This is a genomic window from Commensalibacter sp. M0355 (assembly GCF_016101365.1).
GTDB lineage: Bacteria > Pseudomonadota > Alphaproteobacteria > Acetobacterales > Acetobacteraceae > Commensalibacter > Commensalibacter melissae.
Map to the genome: position 1 here is coordinate 337114 of NZ_JACFQQ010000001.1, position 23793 is coordinate 360906.

Genomic DNA, 23793 nt, shown 5'->3' on the forward strand with positions numbered 1-23793 from the left:
ATTTACTCTGTTGCATTAATCGTTATGTTGGCGACTGGACACATGGGTTTCTGATTAAATGCCAGTTTCAAGTTTGATGAAGATAGGTTATTCCTGTCCAAACCTATCTGAATATCAATGATGTCATAAGTTAAACCGCCATTATCATTAGGCAAGGTAGATTGCGCAAACAATCTCGTTGTATAAATTACACATCCAATTTTTTGAGATAGAATATAACTTGAAACATTTTGTGCGATTGATTGACCAATTTCATTGGTATAATCTGTAAGGGCCTGCAATCTAATTGAAACAAAGATATCAATTTCAATTGGACGTAAAAAATTTATTGTCTGTTGTCCACCAATCGGGTTTATCACTGTAACACTTGTCTCACCATAAGTGCCAACACCCATAGATTTTTTGTTTGCGATGATGGTTGCTATTTCATTAGCGTCACCTCCATCAACAACAAGTGCTATACTGTTTGCAGGAATACCTTTTTCATCTTTATTGCCAAGGTTGTTTTCGTAACCCTTGACATCAATCACACCCTTTAGATTTAATATCGCACCTATCAATGCATCCATTATACTGTATGCAGATATCATTGTGCTTGCAGCCTGTTGAATACGCAAATCAGCATCAGACTGGGGCTCTTTCCCGACAGATGCCGTAGTTGCGTTCGTAACTGTCTGCCAGCCATTCGTTGGGGTTTTTATAACTGTCAATGTCGATATATTGACAGTTACCGCACCTGGAACCTGACATATGGAAGTTACCGTTATTTCTCCTGAAGACGGAATAACGACCGTAACAGGCAATTTCCATGTATAATTGTTAATTGTATCCTGTATCAATCCGTTTTGTATAATTGTTCCAGGAACACCAGTGATGATAACATCACAAGAGGAATTGCTACCATCCTTACGTTTAATTCCATTTATTTTTACATTACTTGATAATGCGGCACCTTGAGCCTTTGCTGGAGAAAATGAGTTGAAGACAGCTATCATGGCCTGATTGCTCGCATTTACAGCCTGAGCCTGAATGGCGATCCATTGTCCGTCCTGGGTTGAATTATCCAAGACAATATCCTGTCCATAAATTGAACGGTATTGTTCTTGAAACCAATTTAGAATAACATCATAAGTTGGAGCGGTAATACCTTTATCTGTCACATTACATATAATTTGAGAAATACTCATTTATTACGTTTCTCCATAATCTATTGATGTCTTGCCATAAGTTGTTTGTACAATTGCATTTACATTCAACTTACGGTTGTTAAGCCGACTTTGATAATGTTCAATATGACTGACACCTTGTGTGTCCAATATTCTTTCTCTAATAACAGCATCATAAATATTGGCTGTATGTTCACCCAAAACATTGGTTGCCCATGGTATCCCGTCACTGGTGTCGAAAAACCATTCCCCTGTCCATAATTTCAATCTTGAATCAAGCAGTTGAGAAACAACCCTGGGATGATCAGAAAGAAAATTGTTCAGGGATTGTCCAAACTGCATGTCTCCATTTTTATCAACAATTCTTATTTTCATTTTGGAGTTCCCGTTTCCTCACCACCTGGTTGAACACCACCATGTTTATGATTTTTCAGACTTATTCCTCCACCAATAACATCACCAGATGCTTTCATCTCACCTTTTATATTTACATCACCTTCAATATTGATGGATTTTGCCTTGATATTTATCTGATTGTTATCTAACTCGATTAACAGATCATCATTATCACTTTTTATCTGTAAGGAAGATGTGTTTATGTTTTTGAATGGTTTCGATTTGCTTGTCAGACCGACAAGACATATTCCATCTGAAAGATCATGCTGGCGAAAATCATATGGTGGTTGACCTGTACCGGATTGCCACCATTCATCTATGGAGCGGCTTGCGAAAAGAACCATGCACTCATCACCGGATTTTATTGGGAAAGTTATGGAATATCCACCACCTCTCGGGAACATTACCGGACAATGGGGCAATATTGGTAAATCATGAAAAGTCTTGCTACCATCATCAATAATGTCATATCCCTTGATTGCCAGTTTCACTGATGCAACAGGTGTATTGTCTTGTATAAAATATTTAACGACTATACCTGGCAACATCGTCCACATACGTCCTTGCAAGGCATCACCGATCAATAAAAGTTCCTCTTGTCTGTCAGGATATCTTTCCCTGGTATCCATTAAAAAGCTCCTATGGTTCTTTGTGTCTGAACCGCCGATACATCAACGGCAATGCAACAAATAGTCGAGTACCAAACATTATCCCTTGTATCTCCCTCATGATCTACATAGGCGATACGATAGGTTCCTGTTGGAGATGTTCCTATAACACTTCTACGTTCAACACCATTTTCATCTGTCATGACCTGATTTCCACCATTGATTGCGCTATATGAGACATCGGCTTGCGCATCAAGAGTTCTGGCATCCTTTATTTGAACAAGTACATTTCTTTTTAAACGGGCGTTCATTAGGCAGGTTGCCTGAACGCCATCAGGAGTCTGAACGGGAACTCCGATAAGACCTGTTTTTGGTGACAGGATTATTGCCTCTTCATTTTGCGATTGGGGCTTCACCATATCTGGTATATGATAAAAGGAAACACCATTATCATCAATATTCCAGGCTGCAGATGTTGAATGCGCAAGAACACGACAATGATCACGTGTCATGCCATACATTATTTTCGGACGTGGAGCCGATCCTGTCAATGATGGGAAATCGCCTTTGCCAACATTTTCTTTTTTGGCCATATCCTCAACAATCTGGGAATGCGCATGATTATATGACCAACCTGCGGGCAGTACTGCTGAACTGACTGATTCTGCATATGCCATTCCACCAGTCACAGCTATAATTTCCAAAAATGTGTCTACAGGATTTTCCTGTCCATCTCTAATTTGCTGTATTTTTCCCTCAAACAATACTGAAGATTCTTTTTGATAACCAATTGATAAACTAATGGATGTATAGAATGATTTGGCATTATTTATAGTAATTGGAGAAGGGTTCCATATTTTTAATACAAGTTTTCTTGGAGTTTGAATAGTTCCATGCGTTACCCTGAATGTAATCCTCAACAGGGATAAATCTTCTGTATTACCTGCATTATCTGAAACCACTAATATACAGCTTCTCAAAAATTGTAATGACATAATTCACCCAATAAAAAAGCCACCCGTATGGATGGCTTGTATCGTTTTGATGGTTATTTATAAAAACTGTTTATCTATACGGTAAGCCCAGATATGGGCTCACCATATGGATTAAAAATCTAGACGTTAATCGTTAAAATCAGATATTCCGCAATGAATCTATATCATCATCAATATTACCAAGCAATGAAGTGATGCATTTTAACGTATTTATCAACTCAAGTTTGTAAGTCGGGTCTTTTGGAGATAAACAATCAATGCTCTTGATAACCTTCTTCATGATTTCATTATGGACATACAGGTTCCCAACGCAATTTTTCACCGCTTCCTCAATAGAATGCATCTTTTTCTCGTGTGAGCAACTATCGTTAATATTCAGAGTTATATTGGTCATAACACTAGCCATTCAATCTTTCATTCAATTGTTATCCAACAATCGATATATTTTTTCTTGTAAGTCTTGATATCCTCGAACACAACCCTACATAAAAGAGGCCTATTATTCTTAAACCATACTAGGTACGTAGATAGTGAGCAGATTGTTCAGAACAGATCACTATCTACAACATGGTTTTATCGATTATTATCGATACAAATAATAAAGCTTATTTATATAAACGATTAATATTCATTAACTTAAATTAATCAGTAAATTCAGGATATCAAGACAATATTTCGACATGGAATTAACTTTTATTTCTTTTAATTATTAATCTTTACTTAATAAACAAGTATATATATTATAATCCACTTCACTAATTCCGGTTATTACTGTTCCAGATCACGTCTATACATGATTCGAGAACATTTCGGACAATCTGGTCAGTCCCTTTGGCGTTATCCTAACCTGTTCACTGATCCTGCCTGTTCCATCACTCAATGAAACCTCCGTCACCTTATGCTCAAGCAATCCCTGCTTGATCTTGTCCTGATAGGCGAGCCAGTTCTTGTTGCCAGTCCGTCGGTAAATCCATTCATGGGAATTGAGATAGAAAAACAGTTCCTTTGGCCCCATCTGAAGAGTCTTCGCAGCATCCGTGATGCATAACGAACCGTCCGCCGTTGCAATCCGGTCAAATCCATCCGCCTTCGGTTTCAATGCATTATTCTCACTTTCAAGCATCATGCATTTTTCCGTATAGGTTAATAGCGTGTTTCTCAGAAAGACGGGATCATCAAGATTGACGACAGGATGATATTTTCCCTGGACAAGATCATCATACGCACGAATGACCTTCAGATGAAAAGCCGGACTGATCCACATTGCATAGGCGTAAACAAGTTCTTTGACGACGTAAGTGCCTTGTTCAATTCCACCTTTTATTACATTTGTTGGCGATACCGAAATTCCTGTATCGGTGATTTCTTTAACTAATTCAACAGTTTGTTTATTTTCTAACCAATAAGAAGGCCCATTTTTCCTTTCACCACCAGATGCCTTATGACAGTCATTTAAACAATAACGACCTTCTTTATCTTGTCTGATTTTAGTGTTAACAATTATTAATTCTTGATGAGAAAAAGAATGAAAGGCTTCATGTGAATTTGTATTTAGATTTTGATCCATAACGGCTCTCCTTTACCCTCATTAATAATGAGGATATTTTTTCATCGTCTCTTGTTAATGCTTGAAAGAATTGTTGGTTGAGGGTACCAGATGAAGCCGACCCTGCCCCATCACCTTATCGATATGGTTCCGGATGATGTTCTCACCTTCATAACCAAGCCATTCCCTGATCCCGTCGATATGATAGATATACCGACCCGTTTCACGACTGATCTGGATCATCGATGCCTTGTCCATCCTGATAAGATACCGGTGTATCCTTCCCGAACATCTGCATGACAATGTCCGTCTCCCTTTCTGGGGAACGTTCTTTTCCTTCAGGACGGCGATGATAGGTTTGTAGTATGTCACGAAAGCCGCGGATGGATCGAAACCTGTTTTCAGGAATTCGACATCCCGATACACTTTCTCGAAATCCTTCCGCAAAATTGCAACGGCCTTGTTGACAACCGATTTGGTTATCCCGCCGTATTGACCTGGTGACAATAAGTATCCACCCGTTTTACGTATAGATGGCAATACTTCATTAAACACCCAATCTTGAAAAGATTTTGCCTTAGGTTTATTACTTCTAAAAATTACGCGATATAAATTAGGTTCGTTAATAAAAGCTAGCTCTTGCCTACCACCAGAGGTAAGGGTGTAGATTTTTTCTACTCCCTTTTGATCTAACTTCTTATACATTAAATCTCGAGAGTTAGAAACATGCAAAATTTTGCAAACATCTTTTAAACAAAAAAAAGCTTCATTTTCTTTTGTAATAACTCTTACATCTATGCTATTAAAATTGAATAGAGTAATAGGATTTGATTTTTCATCAAAAGTTGTTATATTCTGATTATTCATGTTAGAATTTCTTTCATGATGACTGAGTTTAAAGCAGCGGGGTAGTTTGGTGACATATCCGCTGCTTTTTTATTATCAAAATTGCGTTTCATCATTTTTAAATCCCTCATCTTTTAAAGTTTTCAAGCCAATTTCCAAAATCTTGCATATTGTTCTTGTCCTGCTTGAATACTCATTTTCAATTCCCCATTTATCAATATTTTCCAATAATTTCGTTGGAATACGAAATGAAACATTACTTCGATCAATTAACGGAAATTTATTACCATATCCAATAGTCATTATTATTATTCCTTTTTATATTTTTTTAATGATATGCACATATTGTGCATTACAAATTAGTATACTAAATTTATCTATAATTCAAGCTCTATTTGCAATTTTTTTGTATTACATATATTTATTATGAATAACGTAAATTTATAAGTTTAAAAAATGGCACAAACAACTAGAAAACGTAACATTAATAGAACTGAGAGCTTAACGATACGTCTTGATCCTAAAACAAGATTCGCATTAGAATTTGTATCAAGAATTACCAAACAGACGATCACAACAGTTGTAGAAAGTGCAATCAGGGATATAGCAGAAAAAACATATTCTGATATTTCTAAAACCTATACAGATAATTATAAAGAAGTGAATGACACCAATTGGAAATATTATTGGGATGTTAATGAGGGAGTTAGATTTATTAACCTGGCTAAAGATCCAAATACAAATCCCACTTATGATGAGGAAGAAATATTAGAATTTATAAAAATACATTGGAAATATTTTTCAGAAGATGAAGTTTTATATAGGTTACGAAGAGATTGTATCGATGTAATATGGCCTCATATAAATAAGTTAATTAAGATATGGAGAGAAACAAAATCAAACAATAGACAAGAAGCTTCTGACTATATGCAGCAATTACTTGATAAAGCTAATATATCCATAGATAAAAAAAGTTAATTAAAAGATTACAATTCTTTTATTTGTTCAATTTTTGCTCCCCCGTTTGGGGGAGCAAACAATTATGATTGCCACTTTAATTTTTGCCCGCCAATTTTGGCGAGCAAACAGTATGGTAATATTATTTTAAACGAAAAGGGGGTACGTAAAACGTACACCCTATATATTAATGATAGTACTGAAGGGTGACTATAACCAATAGTTACAGTCAGTCTATTTCATATTTAGATAATGATAAAAAAGATTATGTCCATATTATGGACGCCATGGGTATATGGATGATGTCGGTATTACCGACGCCATCAGAATGATGAAAAGTATGTCATTAATAGTGACACCCTTGAACCATAGAAAACTATATAAACAAGGTTTGCTCCACCGTGGCGCGAACCAAATTTTAAAACATTAATATTAACTTTTGTTTAATCTATCATAATCTTCACAACCAGCCTGTATTTGTTTCGAACATGCCTGTTTATAGTAATATTTGGCCTTTTCTTTATCTGGAAGAGTTCCTATTCCATTTTCATAACTTAAACCAAGTGTATCTAAGGCTTGTGAGGCTCCTTCCTGAACGGCTATTTTTAACCAATGATTTGCTTCAACATAATCTTGTAAACCGTATTTTTCAGAGGTATATATTTCCACTAGACGGAAAGCTCCATCCGGTAATCCTCTATTGGCTGCTTCCTTGCACAATTCAATCACTTTCTGAATATCTTTAGGCACACCCCAACCATAATAATAGATGTTAGAAATTGCGAACAAGGCATTTACGTTTCCATCTTTTGAACTTTTATTAAACCACTCAATGGCATTTTGTGGCTGGTATAGTTTGAGTAAATAAGTACTTCCCACTAGAAATGATGCCTCGCTATCTCCTTGATTGGCCATTTTCATTAATTCAGAAACTGTTTTATTTTTGTATTTCTCATTCAATTTTTTCTTGTATATTTTATCTGCTTCCTTGTCGTCATGATTTGCCCTGTCCCGCAACGCATCGATAGACATACTGTTCAGATCCTTATTCTGGGCGTGGACACATGGTGTAAGGAAGGTCATGCCGGCGATCATGAAAAGCGCGTGTTTAATGGAAGTCATTGAATGTAATCCTTGAAACAAGATTGTTAAATGAGAGTTACATTATTAACATATTATTACAATCACACAATTAAAAGTGACTATACACGCTTCGTACGAAACAAAATATCACCCCGATATATGCCACCCTTCACCACCATATTTTGATCCGCCAAATCTGGCGAATCAAATCCGCACGTGTTTTCCAATGTTTTTTACCACTCATCAGATATGATGATTAACCCTATGATAGCTTCGTCATAAATTTTGACTAAGCGCAAAAAATGAAATTTCCAGCTCCAATAGGGAGATATCTGTGTTTCAGCTTCGGTAACTTCCCATGTATTTTCACGCATGTCCTAGTATTTTACAGGTCAAACGTCATGATTGACTGAAACTCTGCAACCTATTGTTAATAAAAATTATGTGAAAATTAATTTTTTGATTTTATCCAACATTAATTTTATTGTCGTTTAGAAACAATTTAGAATATTAGGATTGATTATGAATGATAAATTAAATGAAAAGCTAAATAATGAATATGACAAAATTGTTGAAATAGTAACCAGAATATTAAAGCTTATAAATAATCAGTTTAAAAAATTAGGAATAAAAGAATTTAAAAAAATAGAAAAACCATCTTTGCAAGATTTACAAGATAGAGTGAAAGAATTACAAATTGACGTTGTAAAATTGGAAGATAAACTTTTATCATCAAAAAGTAATGAAGTAGCTATAAATACAATAAGACTACAAAATATAAAATTAGGTTTACTATATGCAGACAGCCTTTTATCTGGGGTTAAAAATGAAAATACAAAAGAATGTAAAGAATATATAGATAAATTAGATAAAAATAATATATAATGATATGACTGCTTAAATTTTTTAAAATATAATAATAAATTTTTATATAATTTTATAAGGTCAAGAAAATGTCAAATGGTAACAAATATGATAAGTATTATCATGAGTTTTGTGAAGGTTTCCACCAATTATATTTAAAATTTCTTGAATTGGAAAAGCTCATTGATAAAATAGAAAAAGAAGATGAAAAACTATATAACGAAAAAATCATCAAACTTGGAAAAGTAGCTTAAATAATAAAAGTTTCAATGCTCCATATATGGGGCATTTTTTTTGTCCCATAATATTATCACATATTAAACATCCCCATTAAACTCATGAGATATCTCTGCCTGAAATGCTCGGCACTTGTATAGGGGTTTTTGTTCCGTTCTATTTTCTGTATGATATCAGCGATAATGTCAAACCGCTCACCCGTCAGTATATTGAAGACTATAGTGAAGAGATTTTCATTTTCCCGTCTGAAGAATAAGCAAGAAATTTGTATTTTGCAATATATGACTGATTTGATAGAATGTTAATTTTTGAGAACAATCATGTTTAGAAAATCCCTGTTAATTGGTATATTATCATCATCCCTATTATTCCCCCTGTTTGTGAATGCACAGGAAAACAATAGCGAATCTCCCAATCTGATAACTGTTGAAGGTGAAGGGATATTGCAAACAAAACCCTATAAACTAAATTGCCCATGCCAAATCAACTGGGAAATAACATTGACAAAAATTAATGTGTTTGAAGCAAAACTTGAACCAACATCTGAAGGTAACTCAACCATTTTTTTTGCTTCGCCGGCATTATACGGGCCATCACATGGCAGCTATTATGTTCCCGCAAGTGAATCAGGAGAATACATGATAAGCACTATAGGAGGAAATAAATTCAAGATAACCATACAGCAAAATCAAAACGCAAAGGATGATACATCATCCAATGAATCGAAAGAAACACCAAAACTGGATAGTGATGATAATATCAACTATCTTTTGAAATGGGCACAGCAGATAGATGATATTTGCAAGTCATCTCCAATTGATGAAAATTTAAATAATAAAACATGCGCTTTGCGGGATGAATATATAACTTATTTGAAAACCAAAGGATGGTGCTGGGGCAAGCCTGGAGATTTTGTATATCAAGAAAAGTGGGAGCACTGTCAAAACTAGATAATGACATATAAATATGATTCATTTCCCAGATTATTGAAAGTCGGAACTTTATCAGAATTTCCATCCGTGACCACGACAAGACCAAACGAGAACTTTATATAGCTGAACTGTTCAAGCAAATTCGCCCCCGTGACAAGAGGAACACCCAACAGGATCGGAGTGCCGTCCGCATTCATAATATCAAGAACCCATCCCCCATTAGGCGCATTGCAATAGAACAGGCGCAATTGATAGTTTTTTTGCAAAATCGAGATGTTGAAACTCTGGTTTGCCGGGATCAATGGTATTTCATACAGCTTGTTCATTGGAACAGCTCACTTATCCTATCTGACAGGCTGTCATTATCGACATTTTTCAATTGCTTCGTACCCATCTTCAATTGGGATGATGTTTTGGAGGCAAATTTTTGCACATTTGTCGGGGTTGATATTTTCCCCATTGATGTCTCGACTATTTGCACAGACCTGCAATTCAATATGACCATCATGGAATATGTGGTGTTTTCAGTTGTTTCTGTATCAATGGATTCAATCAGGACATTTTTATATTTTCTCTTGCTTGTGACAACTGTACACAAAACACGTTTTTGTTGCAATTTTCTTAACGACTCATAAACCTCATTGATATAATTCTCTCCCAATTTACCGGTTACGAAATTGCTCAGCTTAAAATCGGAAAAATTTTCAGTCAAGGCTTTCAGACTTGAATTTGACCAACCCCATTCAAGCGTGAATTGAGGTGGAATAACATAGGCATGATCCGTAATTGCGGCACCGGTTTGAATGGGATGCGAGGTTATCCCCAATGTATCTTTATGTCGTTCACGCATGACAAGGTCAGGAATGACCTTAACATCTCCATTGCCAAGAGAATGACCACTGTTAAACAATAGACTGGTTGCAATATCGGTAAAACTCATGCCCTGCGTCCTTTCATATTTCTCACCAGTGAATTATTCTGGGCCTGCCGTGTTATATTTTTAATCTCGTTTGCGGTCGCATGCGGGTCTTTTGCTCCATTAACGGTAATATTCTGATTGATTGTTTGACTGTTATTGACACTTTTCTGTGCCATGGGCATCAATTTTGTCATCAGATCAATATTATGAGCATAACCTATGCGTTTAAGCATATTTTTATCATCCATTTTTTCCTTAGAACGTTCAATATTCTGATTAAAATATGCCACTGCTGCATCAGGATTTGCAACTTTTAGAAATTCTTTGAAATTACGAGTTTCTTGTCCATTCTTCAATTCCCATACAGCCGCTCTCATGGCATCCGCAAAATTGGCTTTCCATACATCAATACCTGTACCTTTCAAGATTTTGTCACGACGATCTTCACTCCATTGCTCCAACCCACCATGACCTCCCGGCCCTTTTTTCGCGGGATCAAGACTGCTTTCCTGTTGCCAGTTCCCGATCATGGCAATAGCGTGAACCCTGTCAATCCCTTGAGAGGTGAGATATTGCATGGCTTGCTGAACCCTGTCAAAATTCAGGCCCGTCAATTTTTGCTGGGCACCAACAACAGCACCCGCCGCACGCTCCCTATAATCCCGCATCATTTGATCAGTGGCCTCAGCATCTTTTTTACTGAAATCCTTTAGGTCATCGAATGCCAGCTTGATATTATCCCATGATGAATTAAATCGACCATTTAGCAGGTCATCCAGCGCGCCACTGATATGCTGTATCAATTTTCCAAGTTCCGTAAAGGTCGCGAGAAACTCTGTTTTGAAATAGCTTAATAAAGGGGCTGTCCATTCTCTAATATTGGGCCACATAGTCCTGAAAATATCCATGATATTCTCTATGGATTTTGTGAACGCATCGATACCAGGTTTCCATTTTTCCCAATCTATTAGGGATTTGCTACCATCTTTCCATTTTTTATAATCATTGTATAAAGAAAGGATAAACGCCCCAAGTAAGAATACAATACCCAGGGGAGTTGCCTTCAATGCCGTTGATAGGACTACCCATCCCAAATATAGCTCACCTAATGTTTTGATCCATCCCAATGATCCATCATCCAGTTTCATAAACTGATTATAAAGACCGGAAATGGCATCAACACCTTCGCTGAACATTCTAAACAGTTTTTCAGAAAGATCGATCACGAAACGCGATATTTTTTCAATGGCATCAGTTATTTCCCTTGAATGGGATATCAACAAATTGCGGAATTTTACAATATCTCCGCCAATACCATCCATTAGGGAGACAGCCACACGGTCTCGTAAAGCCTTTATCGCGACAGCGGTCAGATTGAACTGCCGCATGAATTTCACTGATTTTCTGGCGGCCTGATCCTGATTGACACCAACAGCCTTATAAATATCAGAATATTGTTTTCCAAAATTTCCCAGGCCTCGCATCATGGCCTGAAGAGTGTTTTCATCAATTCCCAACACGCCCGCTGATGCTTTGGCCTGCCAGTATGGCATTGTCTTGAATTGTGAGGAAAGGTCCTGCATGATCATGGATGTGTCACGCAATCTGCCTTCAGCATCCCTGGTATTGACTCCCAAACGTTGAATGAACGATTCCGCTCCGGGAGAAGACCTTAAAAAGTTGCCAATTGACTGCAAGCTTGCTCTTGCCGCCTCCGCATTTCCCCCAACCTGAGACACGGCAAAAGCCAATTGCTGCATACCAGCTACAGTAGACTGAGCCCGATCACTTGAAAATTCAAGCTGATTATAGGATTCGGCAACTTTTGAAACGGCAATAACCACACCCATGAATGATGCGGTAACAGCCAATGCTGTTTTTTTAACTGTTTCGAGAGCCTCAATGAATCTCTGTTGTCCCTGCTCGTCGATTTTCCAACCCAATCCGACAAGGAATTCCTGAATTACACTAGATGATGCCATTGTTTTTTATTGATTCTGATTTGCTTTTTGCGCTCTTATCTCGTTTTCCGCCTTTGCATTCAACGCGTCATTCATAAGAGCGAAATCATTTAGATCAAGTGTCCCGTTATATAGTGATTCCATTTTACATATACCTGCCAAAACAGGACGCATCATGAAATCCATACAATCCGGCAATGTAACTGCCTTGAAATTTACGCCGCACCCAGTCGCTTCGTATTGGAGGGGACGGCGGGAATAAAACCCCCAAGATTGTATAAAATCACTGACCATGTCAATGTAAGCATGTCAGGCAATTCAATCCATTCATAAGCCAAACCACCAGTTCTATGCCATATCGGGAAATCACGTTCATGTTCTTCATCACGATATTCCACAGTCTGCAAACACGTGCTAATGATATAGTCAGCATCATTATCTGATAATTTGGCTATTTCCTCACCAATTTTAGTTAAATTAAAAGATTTTTTTGCCTCCATGATGTTGCTGCCAGAAGGAACACCATCAGCAAATGAGGCGATAATTGGCGCAAGTCGACGTGTCAGATGAAACTGTTGCATCGCCGATAATTTTTTAAAAGTAAATTTTTTACCCTTGATTACCACATGATCGCTGATTTTAAAAAAATCTTCTCTAAATGAATTTTCCAATGTTGATTTTTCCATTTTTAATATGTTCCCAACATACCTATAATTTGACCGCAGTGAAAAGACCATGTAAGTATGGCACCATTATTTGCATATGATATATCCGGCTGTTTTTGAAAGGCGCAGGTATTGCAGACAATAGTATCTTTTGAATTTTTCTGTTCAATTGAAATGGTATTTTTCCCCCATAGGGAAGATGACATTCTTGTCGCATTGTAAGCCGCTTGCAAAAGTGCGTTTTTGGGACTCACCTGGAATAATTTTACCGAGACAGTACCAGCATTTGTTGCATGTAACGAATGCATTACCGTATGATCCGCCCCAGTCAACATGGTATTTTTGTCACCCACCATTTGAATGGTGATACCTTCTTCCGCATTTCCTGAACCCTCACCCAAAGAAATGGAAAATCCTGGTCCACCTATAGTACAGGTAACGTCTAAAAAAGAGTAAGTTGATCCTACTTGCATATCTAATTTCTCACATTAACAATAAGATTGGAAAAATGAACGGCTCCAGCCAGTTTACAGGCTATCTGCATAGTCACCGCCTTACGGGCTGCCCGATCAGCGGAAGATTGTGTGGCAATAGGTGGAGCATAGATATAATAGCCATTATTAAGCATATGATTTGTTTTCAGAATACCTATATCTGGGCCATCCCATAATCCTGGTGCAAAAAATCCATTAATGACATATTGTTGACAAACCTGATCATAGGCATTTTTTAGAGTTGTCATCCCCTCATCTGTCAATGGTATTTTATTGTCACTATATAAAAGATTGAAACCGGCCACCTGTAAGTTATTTTGCAATGAATCAACGCCTATTCTTGTATCAGCCCATGTTCCATCAGACATATACCCTTCCTGAATAATTGATTCACCATTCTGAAGAAGAACAAAAACATTGCATTTTCTTGATGCGAGAACTTTATATTGTGAAGATGTTAATGTTTCACTTTCAATTGTAGGTTCATTTTTAAACTTTAGAGTTAAAGTTGTATTTTCACCCGTATAATCAACAGTTGCAATTCTTGCAAAAGCACTGATTGCCGCATAAGGATTTGAAGAACTGTACTGGCACCATGTTCGAGACAATTTTGCCTTGTTTAATAAATAAGCCAGATTGTTGTCACTGTTTTCCTGAATGGCTCCCACTTCCCGAGTTGTCACCCATAATGTCCTGGAAGGGGAAAAACCTTCTATATCTTTTGCGACTTCCACAATTTGCTGATTATCAATTTCCTTGGAAAAGGCAAGTCCCAATCCATACCAATCACAGGAAGATTGTGAAAGCCCCAATACCGCTTGTCGCAAATCATTTTCTGTTCCTTCAAAATCCATTCTTGCTATATATAGAGTTGAAGGTTGCGGTGACTGGGCAAAAAAAACTTTCGCCGCATTGTATTCTGGGCTATCTACCGTAAATCCATCAGTGGCGAGTGCATCTAAACTTTCATATAAATGCAAAGTGTTATTATCCAAAACCTTACTGTCACCCAATATCAAGAAAGAACCAAAATTACGGGTGGATGTAGCTTGTGGTTCAAGGGTAACTGACACATTGACAATATCAGATAATGGCAGACCTTGCGTCATTTTATATTCTCCGTTGTGAATGATTGTTTAACATATTCCGCTGTAATGACGCCATCTGATGAAACAGCACTTTTAATAGGATAAATTCTTTTTTCATGACGTCTTATTTTTAATGTTATGTCTGTTCTTGGTAAAAATAGCCTATTGATCAATTCAGGAAATCTTATGGTATTTGTTGCATTCATGAATGCCATTCCATGTTCTGACAAAATAATCCTGTTTTGGGATAAGGTTAGACCAATCCGTAAATTCATTGCATTCAATGTTGCGTTTGGCCCATAAAATGAGACAAGCAATGATAAGGTTTCATGGAAACCAACAGTCAATCCAATTCCATCCTGGAAATATTTGTATTCATTAATATCTGGTTCGATATCGACAATACCCAAAGCACACCAATCCACATTTCTATCTGGTTGCGGTGGAGGGTTTTCTTGCCAACGTCTGCGACATAAATTTCTTGATAATCCTGTTATTTGTGAAATAAAGTCGCCAAAGATTATATCTAAATCTTTGTCATTTTCCGCACCGCTACCTTCTATTGGCATAATTCCATCAGGCGTTGGAGAATTGGCTTTCATGATGTATCACCATTATCTCTCATATTTAAAAGAGCACATTTTGCCATTGTGTAGCCAAGTCCAAAATTTCCCCAATTATCAACTGATACAACCACATATGAACTGTTATTGACATCAATAATATCTGCCGATATATCATCATGACCAGCAATCAGTTGAAATTTTGTATACACAGTACATCCGCCCTGCAATCGTTCAGCATTAGGCAATCTTATCAATTCCTGTGCGGATATCGGTTGAACCACACCATGTGTTTTATATTTGAAAGTATCAAGTTTACTTTCACCATTTTCATCAATCCTGTTAATCGAGCGTTTCACCTCGATAAATTGTGAAAAATCAGGATCATCCAATACATCTGTAACATCTAAAAAAGGCATGGTTTAATTTTTCTTCTCACGAATTACATAAACAATACTATTTTGTAAGTTTCCAGTATCGATTAAAGGTTGAGCTAAAGAAGTCCCAGGAGAGCCTCCATTCAAACGATTTTTCAATTCCTCTTCAGCACCGATTTTTGATCCACCACCTCTTCTTATTCTTGCTTTTAATGTTGCATCAGAAAGTGGTGCAAATGGCCCGGTATCCATTTTATCCTTGACTGCACCAACGGCCATTAAACCAACTTTATGCAAACCCTTTATGAATTCATTTTCCCTTCCATTCAAAGCCTGGGCACCAGCCTTTTTTAAAATATTAACAGCTGTATTTTTGACGGAATTTACTCCAGGAACCAAAAAAGGTCTTGCAGGTATGTTATGTTCAGGAGAACCTGTTTCCAGGACATATCCAATCAATGCGTTGCTAACACCAGTTCCATCATTACGATCAGCTGTGTCTTTGGGAATACCAATTAAGACACGTTTATTGGACATTGATCGAATTGTTTTCAATATTTTTTCAGATTTGTCGTTATCTATTGAAATTCTCATCAGAATTGCAATCCTCCCAACAACCGTCCATAACGTTTCGACCAAATCCAATAACGTTGCCCATATGAGGTCAGGTTATAATAGCCTGCATCGCTATAACATGCGTTTCCTGTATCATAACTTTTGCTTACAGAACCAACGGACTTACTGGCAATAACTCCGTTGGTTAACCCTGGTGTGGCATTCCCATTCTCATTTTGGTTAATAGATATAACCAATTCATGAGCCGCGAATAGACATACACCCCATTTCCAATTATCTCCCCAAAGATCGATATTGACGAATTCAATACCAATTTTGATGAAACTTAATATTGTTTGATCTGGATATCGTTTTTGTTCAGTATCATCGCCTTGAATAAATTCTGGGAAATAATAAAAAAAATCATCAAGACCTATTTTATGGGTTGAGTCTATGATGATTTCGTTATTATTTTCCATTTTTATTATTCTTATTCAAACCAGTTTTTTGATCATTCTGATTGGGTGGTTCGGGTGGATCAAAATCTCTCTTGTTTTCTTCCAATACAATTGCCCGTTCTTTTACAAAAGGATGAGAAACAAGTTTGTCATCTATTTCATGTCTACCCACCTGATAGTATATTTTATCAATAAAAAATGGGTATTTAACCAATATAACAGACATTATACACCATCCATATATGAAACTGTATCAGGATAGACAATTTCCACCTGTCCTAATGTGCAATAATAACAAAGTGAATATATTAAATTGGAAACAGATAAAGTTGACGCTTGAAGAGGTGTCATTGGATAACGAACATAATTCTGATCTTTTGTATAGAATACTATCCTGTTTTCCTTGTTTTTACGGACTTCAGCATCCAGCCATTTAACAGGGTAAATATTTAAGGGGGCACCATTCATTGACTGTGTATAAACATTGTTCTTTTTAATATATTCCAATATGGACATTGTACCAGCTGCTGATACGGTAATATTTAATTTATTAAACAATTTGGGTGGCACCAGAATATGAGATGGAGGGACACGAAATGCACTTGCTTTCCAGGTCTGTGACATTCCATCTAAAATACTGTCCTGAATGGCTTTTGCATCAGCTGTATCCCATTTTATGGTTGAATTGCCAACTGATATATCGGCATGATTGGTTAATCCATATGCTTTATCCCATTCCGGTGCACCCATATAAACCATATGATCTATATTCATTTGATGGGCGGATTGTATTGCGGCCAATTTTTGTTGATCAATTGGCTGCCCAGTTTCTTTTGATCTTTGCAATTCAAGTTCTGAATATTTTAAATTGTAAACAACATCCCTGATAGGCAATGTTACTTTTTCAGTATCAACACTTGCAGATGGAATAGCGGTGGATTCATCACCAAACCATGGAATACCAGAACCAGAAGCTTCGGTACCTCCTGTCAATCCAAATTTAGACCTTGAAAAACTTGATAACTGATGGGCAACCGTGATATCTTCACGTAAATCAATATCCCTTGACCAGGAACAATACTGCAAAGGTTGGTGAAGAATATAGTCATATTTTTCCAATTGACTTATAAGATAAACACCATTGCTATCATTAACCTGTACTCTTGAAGTATCATATGTTATAGGCATAATTATTTAATCCCAAAAGAAATTTCTGTTATTCCATCAACACCAGCATTACCTTCAAACTGTGCATTCGGAAGCTTAATAGTATTCCCATCGCCTGAATCAGCGGCCTCAACACCTCCCAAAGGGGATGTATCAGATGGGGAACCAGTACGGATAAAAACAGCGGCACCCTTTTTCGCCATTGCCGCTCCATATAATCTGACAGTCATATAACCACGCCTTGCGACTGGAACCGCACCACCGTTAACTTGTGGATATCCGCCAAAACCATCATCTGCGATTGCACGACTTGGAAAATTACGCACTAAAAAACCCTGGATAACATCTGCTGTATCCTTTTCTGCCAAAGGAACAATTCTTCCTTTATCATCATATTTTACAGGGCGTCCGAAACCGTATTTACTCCAATCGGCATCAGGTGATAAAATTTCACTGAATACATCACCATTAGCGGATTGCCTTGATAAATTTCCTTCAAAACCTGTGTCTATTCGATATAAATAAGCAACCATTTATTTTATCCCTGTTTTTTATTCCAAAATTCATGATTAATATTATTAATATGAGCTAAAGTTATTTCACTATTTCCCACTACTGATCTGGCCGACATACTTCCGCCAGTATTATTATTGTTGTTATTATTGTATTTGACTGCTGTTCCAGCGGCTTGGAATGCGGTGAAAAGGGCATCACTTGTCATGTTGCGAGGTGGTTTATTGCCAATAAATTGACGAATAATGTCTCCATTTTCCCCTTTTAATCCCCGTTCCAATGCGGCGATACGAGTTGCATTGATCATTTTATATTGATCAGCTTTCTTGGCTTTCATATCTATTGCACCAGTTTTAATGCCAGGTGATAGCAATTCAGCATTTGCCAATGTGTTTTGTCTCAGATAAACAAAAGCCGCATCACCAATTGGTGCCTGTTTACCTTCCTCAACCAAAGCTGACACTTCATCCTCTACAGTTTTCTCAACTTTCTTTTCTTCGATATTATCGTCGCCAACAGTTGATGGTTCTGATACAGATTGGTTTGAATTTTCACTTGATGGATTACCATTATTCTGTTGGCCATTATCATCAGATGTTTTAGCTGTATTTGTTAACGCATTAACCAAAGCGTCAATTTTACCGCCCAACCCTGTAATGGCATCCAGAATTTGCTTTTGCATGGTTTGGCCATTTTCTGTATTACCTTCACCTTCCTCTTTATCTTTAGGCATGATTTTTGGAGGTATTGGCTCCTGTCTTGTATTAGTATCTTGGTCAGGCACTTCACTTGCTCCTTCACGAATAGCATTGCCAAGGCTTTCAGCATCGTTTGCCGCAATAGCGTTCAATGCTTTCTCCGCCCATTTAAGTGGTTTAAAACCCATTCTTTTTTTCCTTTGAAAATTATGATTGTCTCCAATACGGACACCTCTGCCACCTCGTCCACGATCCACAATTGCAAGGTGATTACCAATCATGGATGTTTGTTTATAATGTCCTGGCTTACCTTCAATAGGTTCATATTCAGCTTCATAACCAGGACTTACCTCTTGCAATCTCTTACTTTCAACTGCATTCAAGGCATCTCTTCCTCTAATCACCAGATCAGCCAAGAGGTAATTATTTAAAGCATCCTCACCCTGTCTAATATTTCGAATGGTACCTTGTGTATATTCATTCATATTGTCAGGATTAACAAAAACAGGTGGATGTTGTAATGTTATTGGAGATGCTTCAAAACTTTCAATGACGGGCTGACTAAATAATAAATCACCATCACGATGAACAGTAATAATCCCATTTGGTGAATCAATAGGATCATCATTGGTATCCATTTGTCCGCCCAATTCAGAAATACCATATTCCATTGTTCCTGTTCTGGCGAAAGGAACATTTCTGCATAAGATACCTCCATCTGGCAAACGCTCACGCGTTATACCTTCCTTTCCTATCGTAAACACATCGTTTAACAAATAAGGTAAGGTATCTTTCATCTTAACTTTATTCATTTTTAATCTCAAAATTGAACCAGGGTAAAACACCTGCAATTAGGTAATGCACCAGCATGACCGGTTAGGTTATCCAATGTTGGAGGATCATCCCATTTAACAAATTTACCATTCATTGATTTATGAGAGGGTCTGGTACGTTTGTCTTTATGCGCACGCCATATATATCCAGGTGAACCAATTTGTTCTGCCCTTGCCTTGGTAAGTGCAAAAGAAGCTTTATTCATTTCAGTTCTTGCAATAAGTCTGGCTCTTGTTTCAGTAACAAGACCTGATTTCATGATATCATCTTTAATCTGATCATATCTTTCACCGCGAATAAGGCTTTCTTTTGCCAACCTTTGAATACGTTCAGCCGCATCTATTGGTAAAGAGGTTATGTAATGCACCTGTTCCTTTAAAATCTGGTCAAAAGCATTACTGATATCAGTGTTTTTTAACTCTTCCCTTAAACCAATCCCTATTTCATCTGCATATGTAAACCATTGTTTTTTATTTATTTGTTCAGCATTTTTAATAACGTTTTCTGCAATATTAACAGCCCACGGAGTTAGTTCATTGGCATAATTATGAAGAATACGTTCTATATTTGAAGGGTCTTTAAGTATTTTTTCAGGATCACCAATCCGTTCTATTAGCTTACCTATATTTACAGCGATTTTCCTTAAAGAACGTTCATATTGTAGAGAAGCTGACCTAGATGGACTGAACCTTGGTTTGTCCTGTCTTTTCATTATTATTTTCCATTATATGATTAGGAATACTTGTAAGATTAGTCCTGTTCTCATCAATGGGCGGTGGATCATTTTTAGATTCTTCTATCAAATCTGGTGAAATTGTATCCCATGCACCATCTTCATCAGATTTTGCCTTTAATTCAGAAAGAGCTGTCTCTCTGGTTATCAATCCGCATTCAAACGCACTTATAACCATATTTGTTCTAGTAGATGCCAATTCAGCTTTTTCTTTTTCATTTAATCCCCATAATGAATTAAATCTGAAATCAAGAGTTTCTGGTGCTGCCTTTCCAAAAGTAGATTGATATAATAATTTTAAAATATTATGAACCGCACCTCTATACCCCTCCTGTCTCTGGGCAATTCCTTCCTGATATTGACGAATCTCGCTTTCACCAGTTGCAAAACCAGAAGGACTTTGTCCCATTAAACGAGTTAGGGGTATTTGGAATGCACCACTCAATTGAGCTGAAAACTGCATTAATATTGAATCCAGACCAGTAAATGCATATGTTGAAACTTCAAATTCATCTTTTGCATCCAGACAGGTCAATCCTTCATTGGATTGCAGTGATCTTATATACTCAAGTCTTTTATATAAACCCTCCACGGCTTTTTTATTACCGCTACCAATAACCTCAGATAAATTATTGAGCTTTAAAGTTCTTAATCTTGCCTGATAGACAAGTTGTGCGGCTCCCAATGTCGCACTATCAAATGCGGTAAGGATATCGAAAGCTCTCTCTACAACAGACATCCCCCATCCGTTTTCTGTTTGCCTGGAATATGGTGGCAATTTAATGCCATCCATCCGTATTACACGTGTATAATGAACTTTCCTTCCAGCATAAACCCAACCACCTGATATCTGTTCAAAACTTGGTAAAATATCATACCATTCAGGATAGCCGTAATTTCCACCAAATTTATGAACTGTTTGAATAAGATTTGGATTAACAACCCAACGGTCTAATGGGAAAATACCCTTGAACTGATCCTTCCCAACCGTTTCCATATTTAATGGAGTTTCCGGATTTTGACCATCGATCATTAAAATACCGATTGAACCGCCATATAACCTTGCCCATTTTATTGTTTCGCCAATTGAAGCCCATATATTTAAATTTGAAATTTGAGACTGTATAGCCGCCAATTCATTTGGATCATCCAAACCAAGGATATCAATTCCTGCACGTGTCATATCATCAGCAACACAGTCAACCGCATTGCCAATAACCCATGAACCACGATAAATACTATCTAAAAGAGCCCTGTCACGAGTTACAATGTTGTAATTGTATCCACTTCCTGATGAAAGATTTCTTTGATGACGACCTGTTCTTGTTAATGGATTAATATAGCCATCATTAACATTGGATTTGGATTTTGATTTGGATCCTCCTCTATAATTTCTTTTTATTTTCACCATATTAAACCATCTGCCATACGTTCATAAAAAGCGGTTATATTTTCTTTAAGACATATTTGTTCAAATGCCCCAGAAGAAGCATCAATCTGGTCATCATGCGATCCACTTGGAAAAGCTGCCAATTCATCAATATAAGTCCTGTTCCAGTTCGCTCTTAGCAGGGACACGTTTCCTATATTAACCTGTGATGCAAAAGGATCTGCTCTTGTGGCTTTATCTCCGGTTTCCCTGACAGCCTCAATTTTATAACCTGAAAGGATTTTTGCATAATATTGCGCTTGTGCCACACCGGCCTGTCCTGGGTCTTGTGGGATAACAATCTTAACATCATAACCATCCTGACTGGCGACAGCCTTGACTGTTTTTTCAACTTCATCAGGCAAGCCACGCAATCTCACGATATCAAGAATGGTATATCCTCCATCCGTATTACGTTGCATTTTAACGCCGACAGTCCAGTCAGGATCGTATTTTCCAACATCTTTTGAGGCGGCAAAATCCCACCGCCTGACAACTTGAGAATTGGTAGGAGCCGCATCAACAATATTTAGCATATTTACTTTGAAAATTGATCCAGTTGATAGCGTTGGTTCACCTTGATACAAGGCTGACCAATCACGTTCACCGACTGCCTTTTTGATTTGATCCAACTCTTCTCGATTATAGGCTTCCGGCCATAAAGGATCGCCGATATTTCTGCTTAATAAATCATTACTATCATTTGCAATAGCTGGTAAATTAATAACCTCCCATTTTTCACCAGTACCATTATTCATTTCATTCAATAATCTTCCTGATAAATCATCAACATGCCAACGTGTCTGGACAATAATGATTGCCCCACCAGGCATAATTCGTGTTCTTAGAACTGACTTGTACCAATCCCAGACATTTTCACGCATCACTTCGCTTTCCGCATCTTGCCTATCCTTAACAGGATCATCAATTATTGCCAGATGCCCACCGTAACCAGTCATACTTCCACCGACACCTGCTGTCAGGAAAACACCACCTTTGTTTGTTTCCCATAAATCCTTTGCCTTACTGTCGGTTGCAAGTGTCACATCAGGAAATAAACATTGAAATTTATTTGAAGCCACCAAATTACGAACATCACGACCGAATTTATCCGCAAGTTTAGCTGAATAGCTTGCCGTAATAATTTGTTTTGAAGGATTGCGTCCCAAAAACCATGCAGGAAACCTTTTTGAAGCAAGTTCACTTTTTCCATGACGCGGTGGCATGAAAACCATCAGGCGATCAATTTCACCACGTTCAACTGCCTCAAGCTTTTCACATAATAAATGATGATGTTGACCTATGTGATAATCATGTTTTGTATATGTAGTAAAATCAATCAAGTTCTGCCGTGCAAGCTTTCGACATGACAGTTCTCTAAGTATCCTCTTCTTCGCTAACTGTCTCTTCTCCATCCTCGATAAGTCTATTAAGCTCATCGTCACTCATTTTATCCAGTTTAACTTGATTTAATTCAACTTTTGATTCTGACAGCTTTGCATGTATATAAGGAGCGGCACCCCTTGCCGCTTCCAATGCAAGACGATAATCATCTTCTGCATAAGCCCTATTCATAATATCAACCATAATTGTCAATGGATCCTTGCAATCTTCAGAATCAATTTTTGCAAGAACCTTCTTGGCTGATATCTTGTTTCGCAAACCTTTCTTTCTACCAGCTCCGTTTCTGTAACCACCACGCGCCATTT

The 23793-nt window shown here is 37.3% G+C and carries 33 protein-coding genes; 4 read left to right on the forward strand and 29 right to left on the reverse strand.

Going from position 1 to position 23793, the window contains the following annotated elements; all coding sequences use genetic code 11:
- Positions 1-2: 2 nt before the first annotated feature.
- The 8 genes from H3T44_RS01585 to H3T44_RS01620 form a co-directional block, all read right to left on the reverse strand.
- Positions 3-1187, reverse strand: a complete 1185-nt coding sequence (locus H3T44_RS01585) for a baseplate J/gp47 family protein (protein ID WP_198195727.1) — start codon at positions 1185-1187, stop codon at positions 3-5.
- 3 nt (positions 1188-1190) lie between these two features.
- Positions 1191-1541 (reverse strand): hypothetical protein, encoded by a 351-nt coding sequence (locus tag H3T44_RS01590; RefSeq protein ID WP_230880462.1) that lies wholly within the window; start codon positions 1539-1541, stop codon positions 1191-1193.
- Positions 1538-2191: a Gp138 family membrane-puncturing spike protein gene (locus tag H3T44_RS01595; protein WP_155567734.1), complete on the reverse strand. Its 654-nt coding sequence runs from the start codon at positions 2189-2191 to the stop codon at positions 1538-1540. The genes H3T44_RS01590 and H3T44_RS01595 overlap by 4 nt, the downstream gene beginning before the upstream one ends.
- Positions 2191-3165: a hypothetical protein gene (locus tag H3T44_RS01600; RefSeq protein WP_198195729.1), complete on the reverse strand. Its 975-nt coding sequence runs from the start codon at positions 3163-3165 to the stop codon at positions 2191-2193. Before H3T44_RS01600 ends, H3T44_RS01595 begins: the two co-directional genes overlap by 1 nt.
- A 139-nt stretch (positions 3166-3304) precedes the next feature.
- A complete protein-coding gene (locus H3T44_RS01605) occupies positions 3305-3559 on the reverse strand; it encodes a hypothetical protein (protein WP_198195731.1) in 255 nt (84 codons plus the stop codon).
- Positions 3560-3952: 393 nt separating this feature from the next.
- Positions 3953-4732, reverse strand: a complete 780-nt coding sequence (locus H3T44_RS09070; RefSeq protein ID WP_232347474.1) for a phage antirepressor KilAC domain-containing protein — start codon at positions 4730-4732, stop codon at positions 3953-3955.
- A 54-nt stretch (positions 4733-4786) separates the two neighbouring features.
- A complete protein-coding gene (locus H3T44_RS01615) occupies positions 4787-5578 on the reverse strand; it encodes a BRO family protein (RefSeq protein WP_198195733.1) in 792 nt (263 codons plus the stop codon).
- Positions 5579-5653: 75 nt separating this feature from the next.
- Entirely contained in the window at positions 5654-5860 is a 207-nt protein-coding gene (locus tag H3T44_RS01620) for a hypothetical protein (RefSeq protein ID WP_155572453.1), read from the reverse strand.
- Between the two features lie 153 nt (positions 5861-6013).
- Between H3T44_RS01620 and H3T44_RS01625 the strand changes: the two genes are divergently transcribed.
- The gene (locus H3T44_RS01625; protein WP_155572452.1) at positions 6014-6535 is read left to right on the forward strand and encodes a hypothetical protein; all 522 of its coding nucleotides are present in this window, start codon (positions 6014-6016) and stop codon (positions 6533-6535) included.
- 411 nt (positions 6536-6946) lie between these two features.
- On the opposite strand, the gene H3T44_RS01630 is transcribed toward H3T44_RS01625, so the two are convergent.
- Together H3T44_RS01630 and H3T44_RS01635 are read right to left on the reverse strand one after the other, a co-directional pair.
- Complete coding sequence (locus H3T44_RS01630) at positions 6947-7636, reverse strand: tetratricopeptide repeat protein (protein WP_198195735.1); 690 nt, start codon at positions 7634-7636, stop codon at positions 6947-6949.
- Between the two features lie 194 nt (positions 7637-7830).
- Positions 7831-7971 (reverse strand): hypothetical protein, encoded by a 141-nt coding sequence (locus H3T44_RS01635; protein ID WP_198195737.1) that lies wholly within the window; start codon positions 7969-7971, stop codon positions 7831-7833.
- 148 nt (positions 7972-8119) lie between these two features.
- Between H3T44_RS01635 and H3T44_RS01640 the strand changes: the two genes are divergently transcribed.
- The 3 genes from H3T44_RS01640 (at position 8120) to H3T44_RS01650 (ending at position 9648) form a co-directional block, all read left to right on the forward strand.
- Positions 8120-8482, forward strand: coding sequence for a hypothetical protein (locus H3T44_RS01640; protein ID WP_155569764.1), 363 nt, complete (start codon positions 8120-8122; stop codon positions 8480-8482).
- A gap of 68 nt (positions 8483-8550) precedes the next feature.
- Positions 8551-8715 (forward strand): hypothetical protein, encoded by a 165-nt coding sequence (locus tag H3T44_RS01645; protein ID WP_155569765.1) that lies wholly within the window; start codon positions 8551-8553, stop codon positions 8713-8715.
- Between the two features lie 303 nt (positions 8716-9018).
- Positions 9019-9648 (forward strand): hypothetical protein, encoded by a 630-nt coding sequence (locus H3T44_RS01650; RefSeq protein WP_198195739.1) that lies wholly within the window; start codon positions 9019-9021, stop codon positions 9646-9648.
- On the opposite strand, the gene H3T44_RS01655 is transcribed toward H3T44_RS01650, so the two are convergent.
- The 19 genes from H3T44_RS01655 to H3T44_RS01745 are packed head-to-tail and all read right to left on the reverse strand — an operon-like array spanning position 9645 to position 23791.
- Positions 9645-9956 (reverse strand): phage baseplate plug protein, encoded by a 312-nt coding sequence (locus H3T44_RS01655; RefSeq protein ID WP_155569798.1) that lies wholly within the window; start codon positions 9954-9956, stop codon positions 9645-9647. The two genes, H3T44_RS01650 and H3T44_RS01655, sit on opposite strands and share 4 nt — an antisense overlap.
- Complete coding sequence (locus tag H3T44_RS01660) at positions 9953-10570, reverse strand: phage baseplate protein (protein WP_155572429.1); 618 nt, start codon at positions 10568-10570, stop codon at positions 9953-9955. Before H3T44_RS01660 ends, H3T44_RS01655 begins: the two co-directional genes overlap by 4 nt.
- Positions 10567-12531: a phage tail tip lysozyme gene (locus H3T44_RS01665; protein WP_198195741.1), complete on the reverse strand. Its 1965-nt coding sequence runs from the start codon at positions 12529-12531 to the stop codon at positions 10567-10569. The genes H3T44_RS01660 and H3T44_RS01665 overlap by 4 nt, the downstream gene beginning before the upstream one ends.
- A 6-nt stretch (positions 12532-12537) precedes the next feature.
- Entirely contained in the window at positions 12538-12708 is a 171-nt protein-coding gene (locus H3T44_RS01670; protein ID WP_198184715.1) for a DUF6889 family protein, read from the reverse strand.
- Positions 12709-12725: 17 nt separating this feature from the next.
- Positions 12726-13196 carry a phage tail assembly chaperone gene (locus H3T44_RS01675; protein WP_155572426.1) on the reverse strand — a complete coding sequence of 157 codons (471 nt, stop codon included), beginning with the start codon at positions 13194-13196 and terminating at the stop codon, positions 12726-12728.
- A gap of 2 nt (positions 13197-13198) precedes the next feature.
- Positions 13199-13648, reverse strand: coding sequence for a phage protein (locus H3T44_RS01680; RefSeq protein ID WP_155569803.1), 450 nt, complete (start codon positions 13646-13648; stop codon positions 13199-13201).
- A gap of 2 nt (positions 13649-13650) precedes the next feature.
- Complete coding sequence (locus H3T44_RS01685) at positions 13651-14778, reverse strand: DUF3383 family protein (RefSeq protein WP_198195743.1); 1128 nt, start codon at positions 14776-14778, stop codon at positions 13651-13653.
- Positions 14775-15359: a hypothetical protein gene (locus H3T44_RS01690; RefSeq protein ID WP_198195745.1), complete on the reverse strand. Its 585-nt coding sequence runs from the start codon at positions 15357-15359 to the stop codon at positions 14775-14777. The genes H3T44_RS01685 and H3T44_RS01690 overlap by 4 nt, the downstream gene beginning before the upstream one ends.
- On the reverse strand, positions 15356-15739 hold the full coding sequence (locus H3T44_RS01695; protein WP_198195746.1) for a hypothetical protein: 384 nt from the start codon (positions 15737-15739) through the stop codon (positions 15356-15358). The genes H3T44_RS01690 and H3T44_RS01695 overlap by 4 nt, the downstream gene beginning before the upstream one ends.
- Positions 15740-15742: 3 nt before the next feature.
- The gene (locus H3T44_RS01700; protein WP_155569807.1) at positions 15743-16291 is read right to left on the reverse strand and encodes a hypothetical protein; all 549 of its coding nucleotides are present in this window, start codon (positions 16289-16291) and stop codon (positions 15743-15745) included.
- Positions 16291-16731: a DUF4054 domain-containing protein gene (locus tag H3T44_RS01705; protein ID WP_155572423.1), complete on the reverse strand. Its 441-nt coding sequence runs from the start codon at positions 16729-16731 to the stop codon at positions 16291-16293. The genes H3T44_RS01700 and H3T44_RS01705 overlap by 1 nt, the downstream gene beginning before the upstream one ends.
- Positions 16721-16936, reverse strand: coding sequence for a hypothetical protein (locus H3T44_RS01710; RefSeq protein ID WP_155569809.1), 216 nt, complete (start codon positions 16934-16936; stop codon positions 16721-16723). The genes H3T44_RS01705 and H3T44_RS01710 overlap by 11 nt, the downstream gene beginning before the upstream one ends.
- Complete coding sequence (locus H3T44_RS01715; RefSeq protein ID WP_198195748.1) at positions 16936-17898, reverse strand: major capsid family protein; 963 nt, start codon at positions 17896-17898, stop codon at positions 16936-16938. Before H3T44_RS01715 ends, H3T44_RS01710 begins: the two co-directional genes overlap by 1 nt.
- 2 nt (positions 17899-17900) lie before the next feature.
- The gene (locus tag H3T44_RS01720; protein ID WP_155569811.1) at positions 17901-18410 is read right to left on the reverse strand and encodes a hypothetical protein; all 510 of its coding nucleotides are present in this window, start codon (positions 18408-18410) and stop codon (positions 17901-17903) included.
- A 5-nt stretch (positions 18411-18415) separates the two neighbouring features.
- Positions 18416-19900, reverse strand: a complete 1485-nt coding sequence (locus H3T44_RS01725; RefSeq protein ID WP_198184665.1) for a DUF2213 domain-containing protein — start codon at positions 19898-19900, stop codon at positions 18416-18418.
- Positions 19901-19908: 8 nt separating this feature from the next.
- Positions 19909-20634 carry a phage minor head protein gene (locus H3T44_RS01730; RefSeq protein ID WP_155572421.1) on the reverse strand — a complete coding sequence of 242 codons (726 nt, stop codon included), beginning with the start codon at positions 20632-20634 and terminating at the stop codon, positions 19909-19911.
- Positions 20597-22066 (reverse strand): DUF1073 domain-containing protein, encoded by a 1470-nt coding sequence (locus H3T44_RS01735; RefSeq protein ID WP_155572420.1) that lies wholly within the window; start codon positions 22064-22066, stop codon positions 20597-20599. Before H3T44_RS01735 ends, H3T44_RS01730 begins: the two co-directional genes overlap by 38 nt.
- The gene (gene terL / locus H3T44_RS01740; RefSeq protein ID WP_232347475.1) at positions 22060-23523 is read right to left on the reverse strand and encodes a phage terminase large subunit; all 1464 of its coding nucleotides are present in this window, start codon (positions 23521-23523) and stop codon (positions 22060-22062) included. Before terL ends, H3T44_RS01735 begins: the two co-directional genes overlap by 7 nt.
- Positions 23462-23791 (reverse strand): hypothetical protein, encoded by a 330-nt coding sequence (locus H3T44_RS01745; RefSeq protein WP_155569815.1) that lies wholly within the window; start codon positions 23789-23791, stop codon positions 23462-23464. The genes terL and H3T44_RS01745 overlap by 62 nt, the downstream gene beginning before the upstream one ends.
- Positions 23792-23793 lie beyond the last annotated feature (2 nt).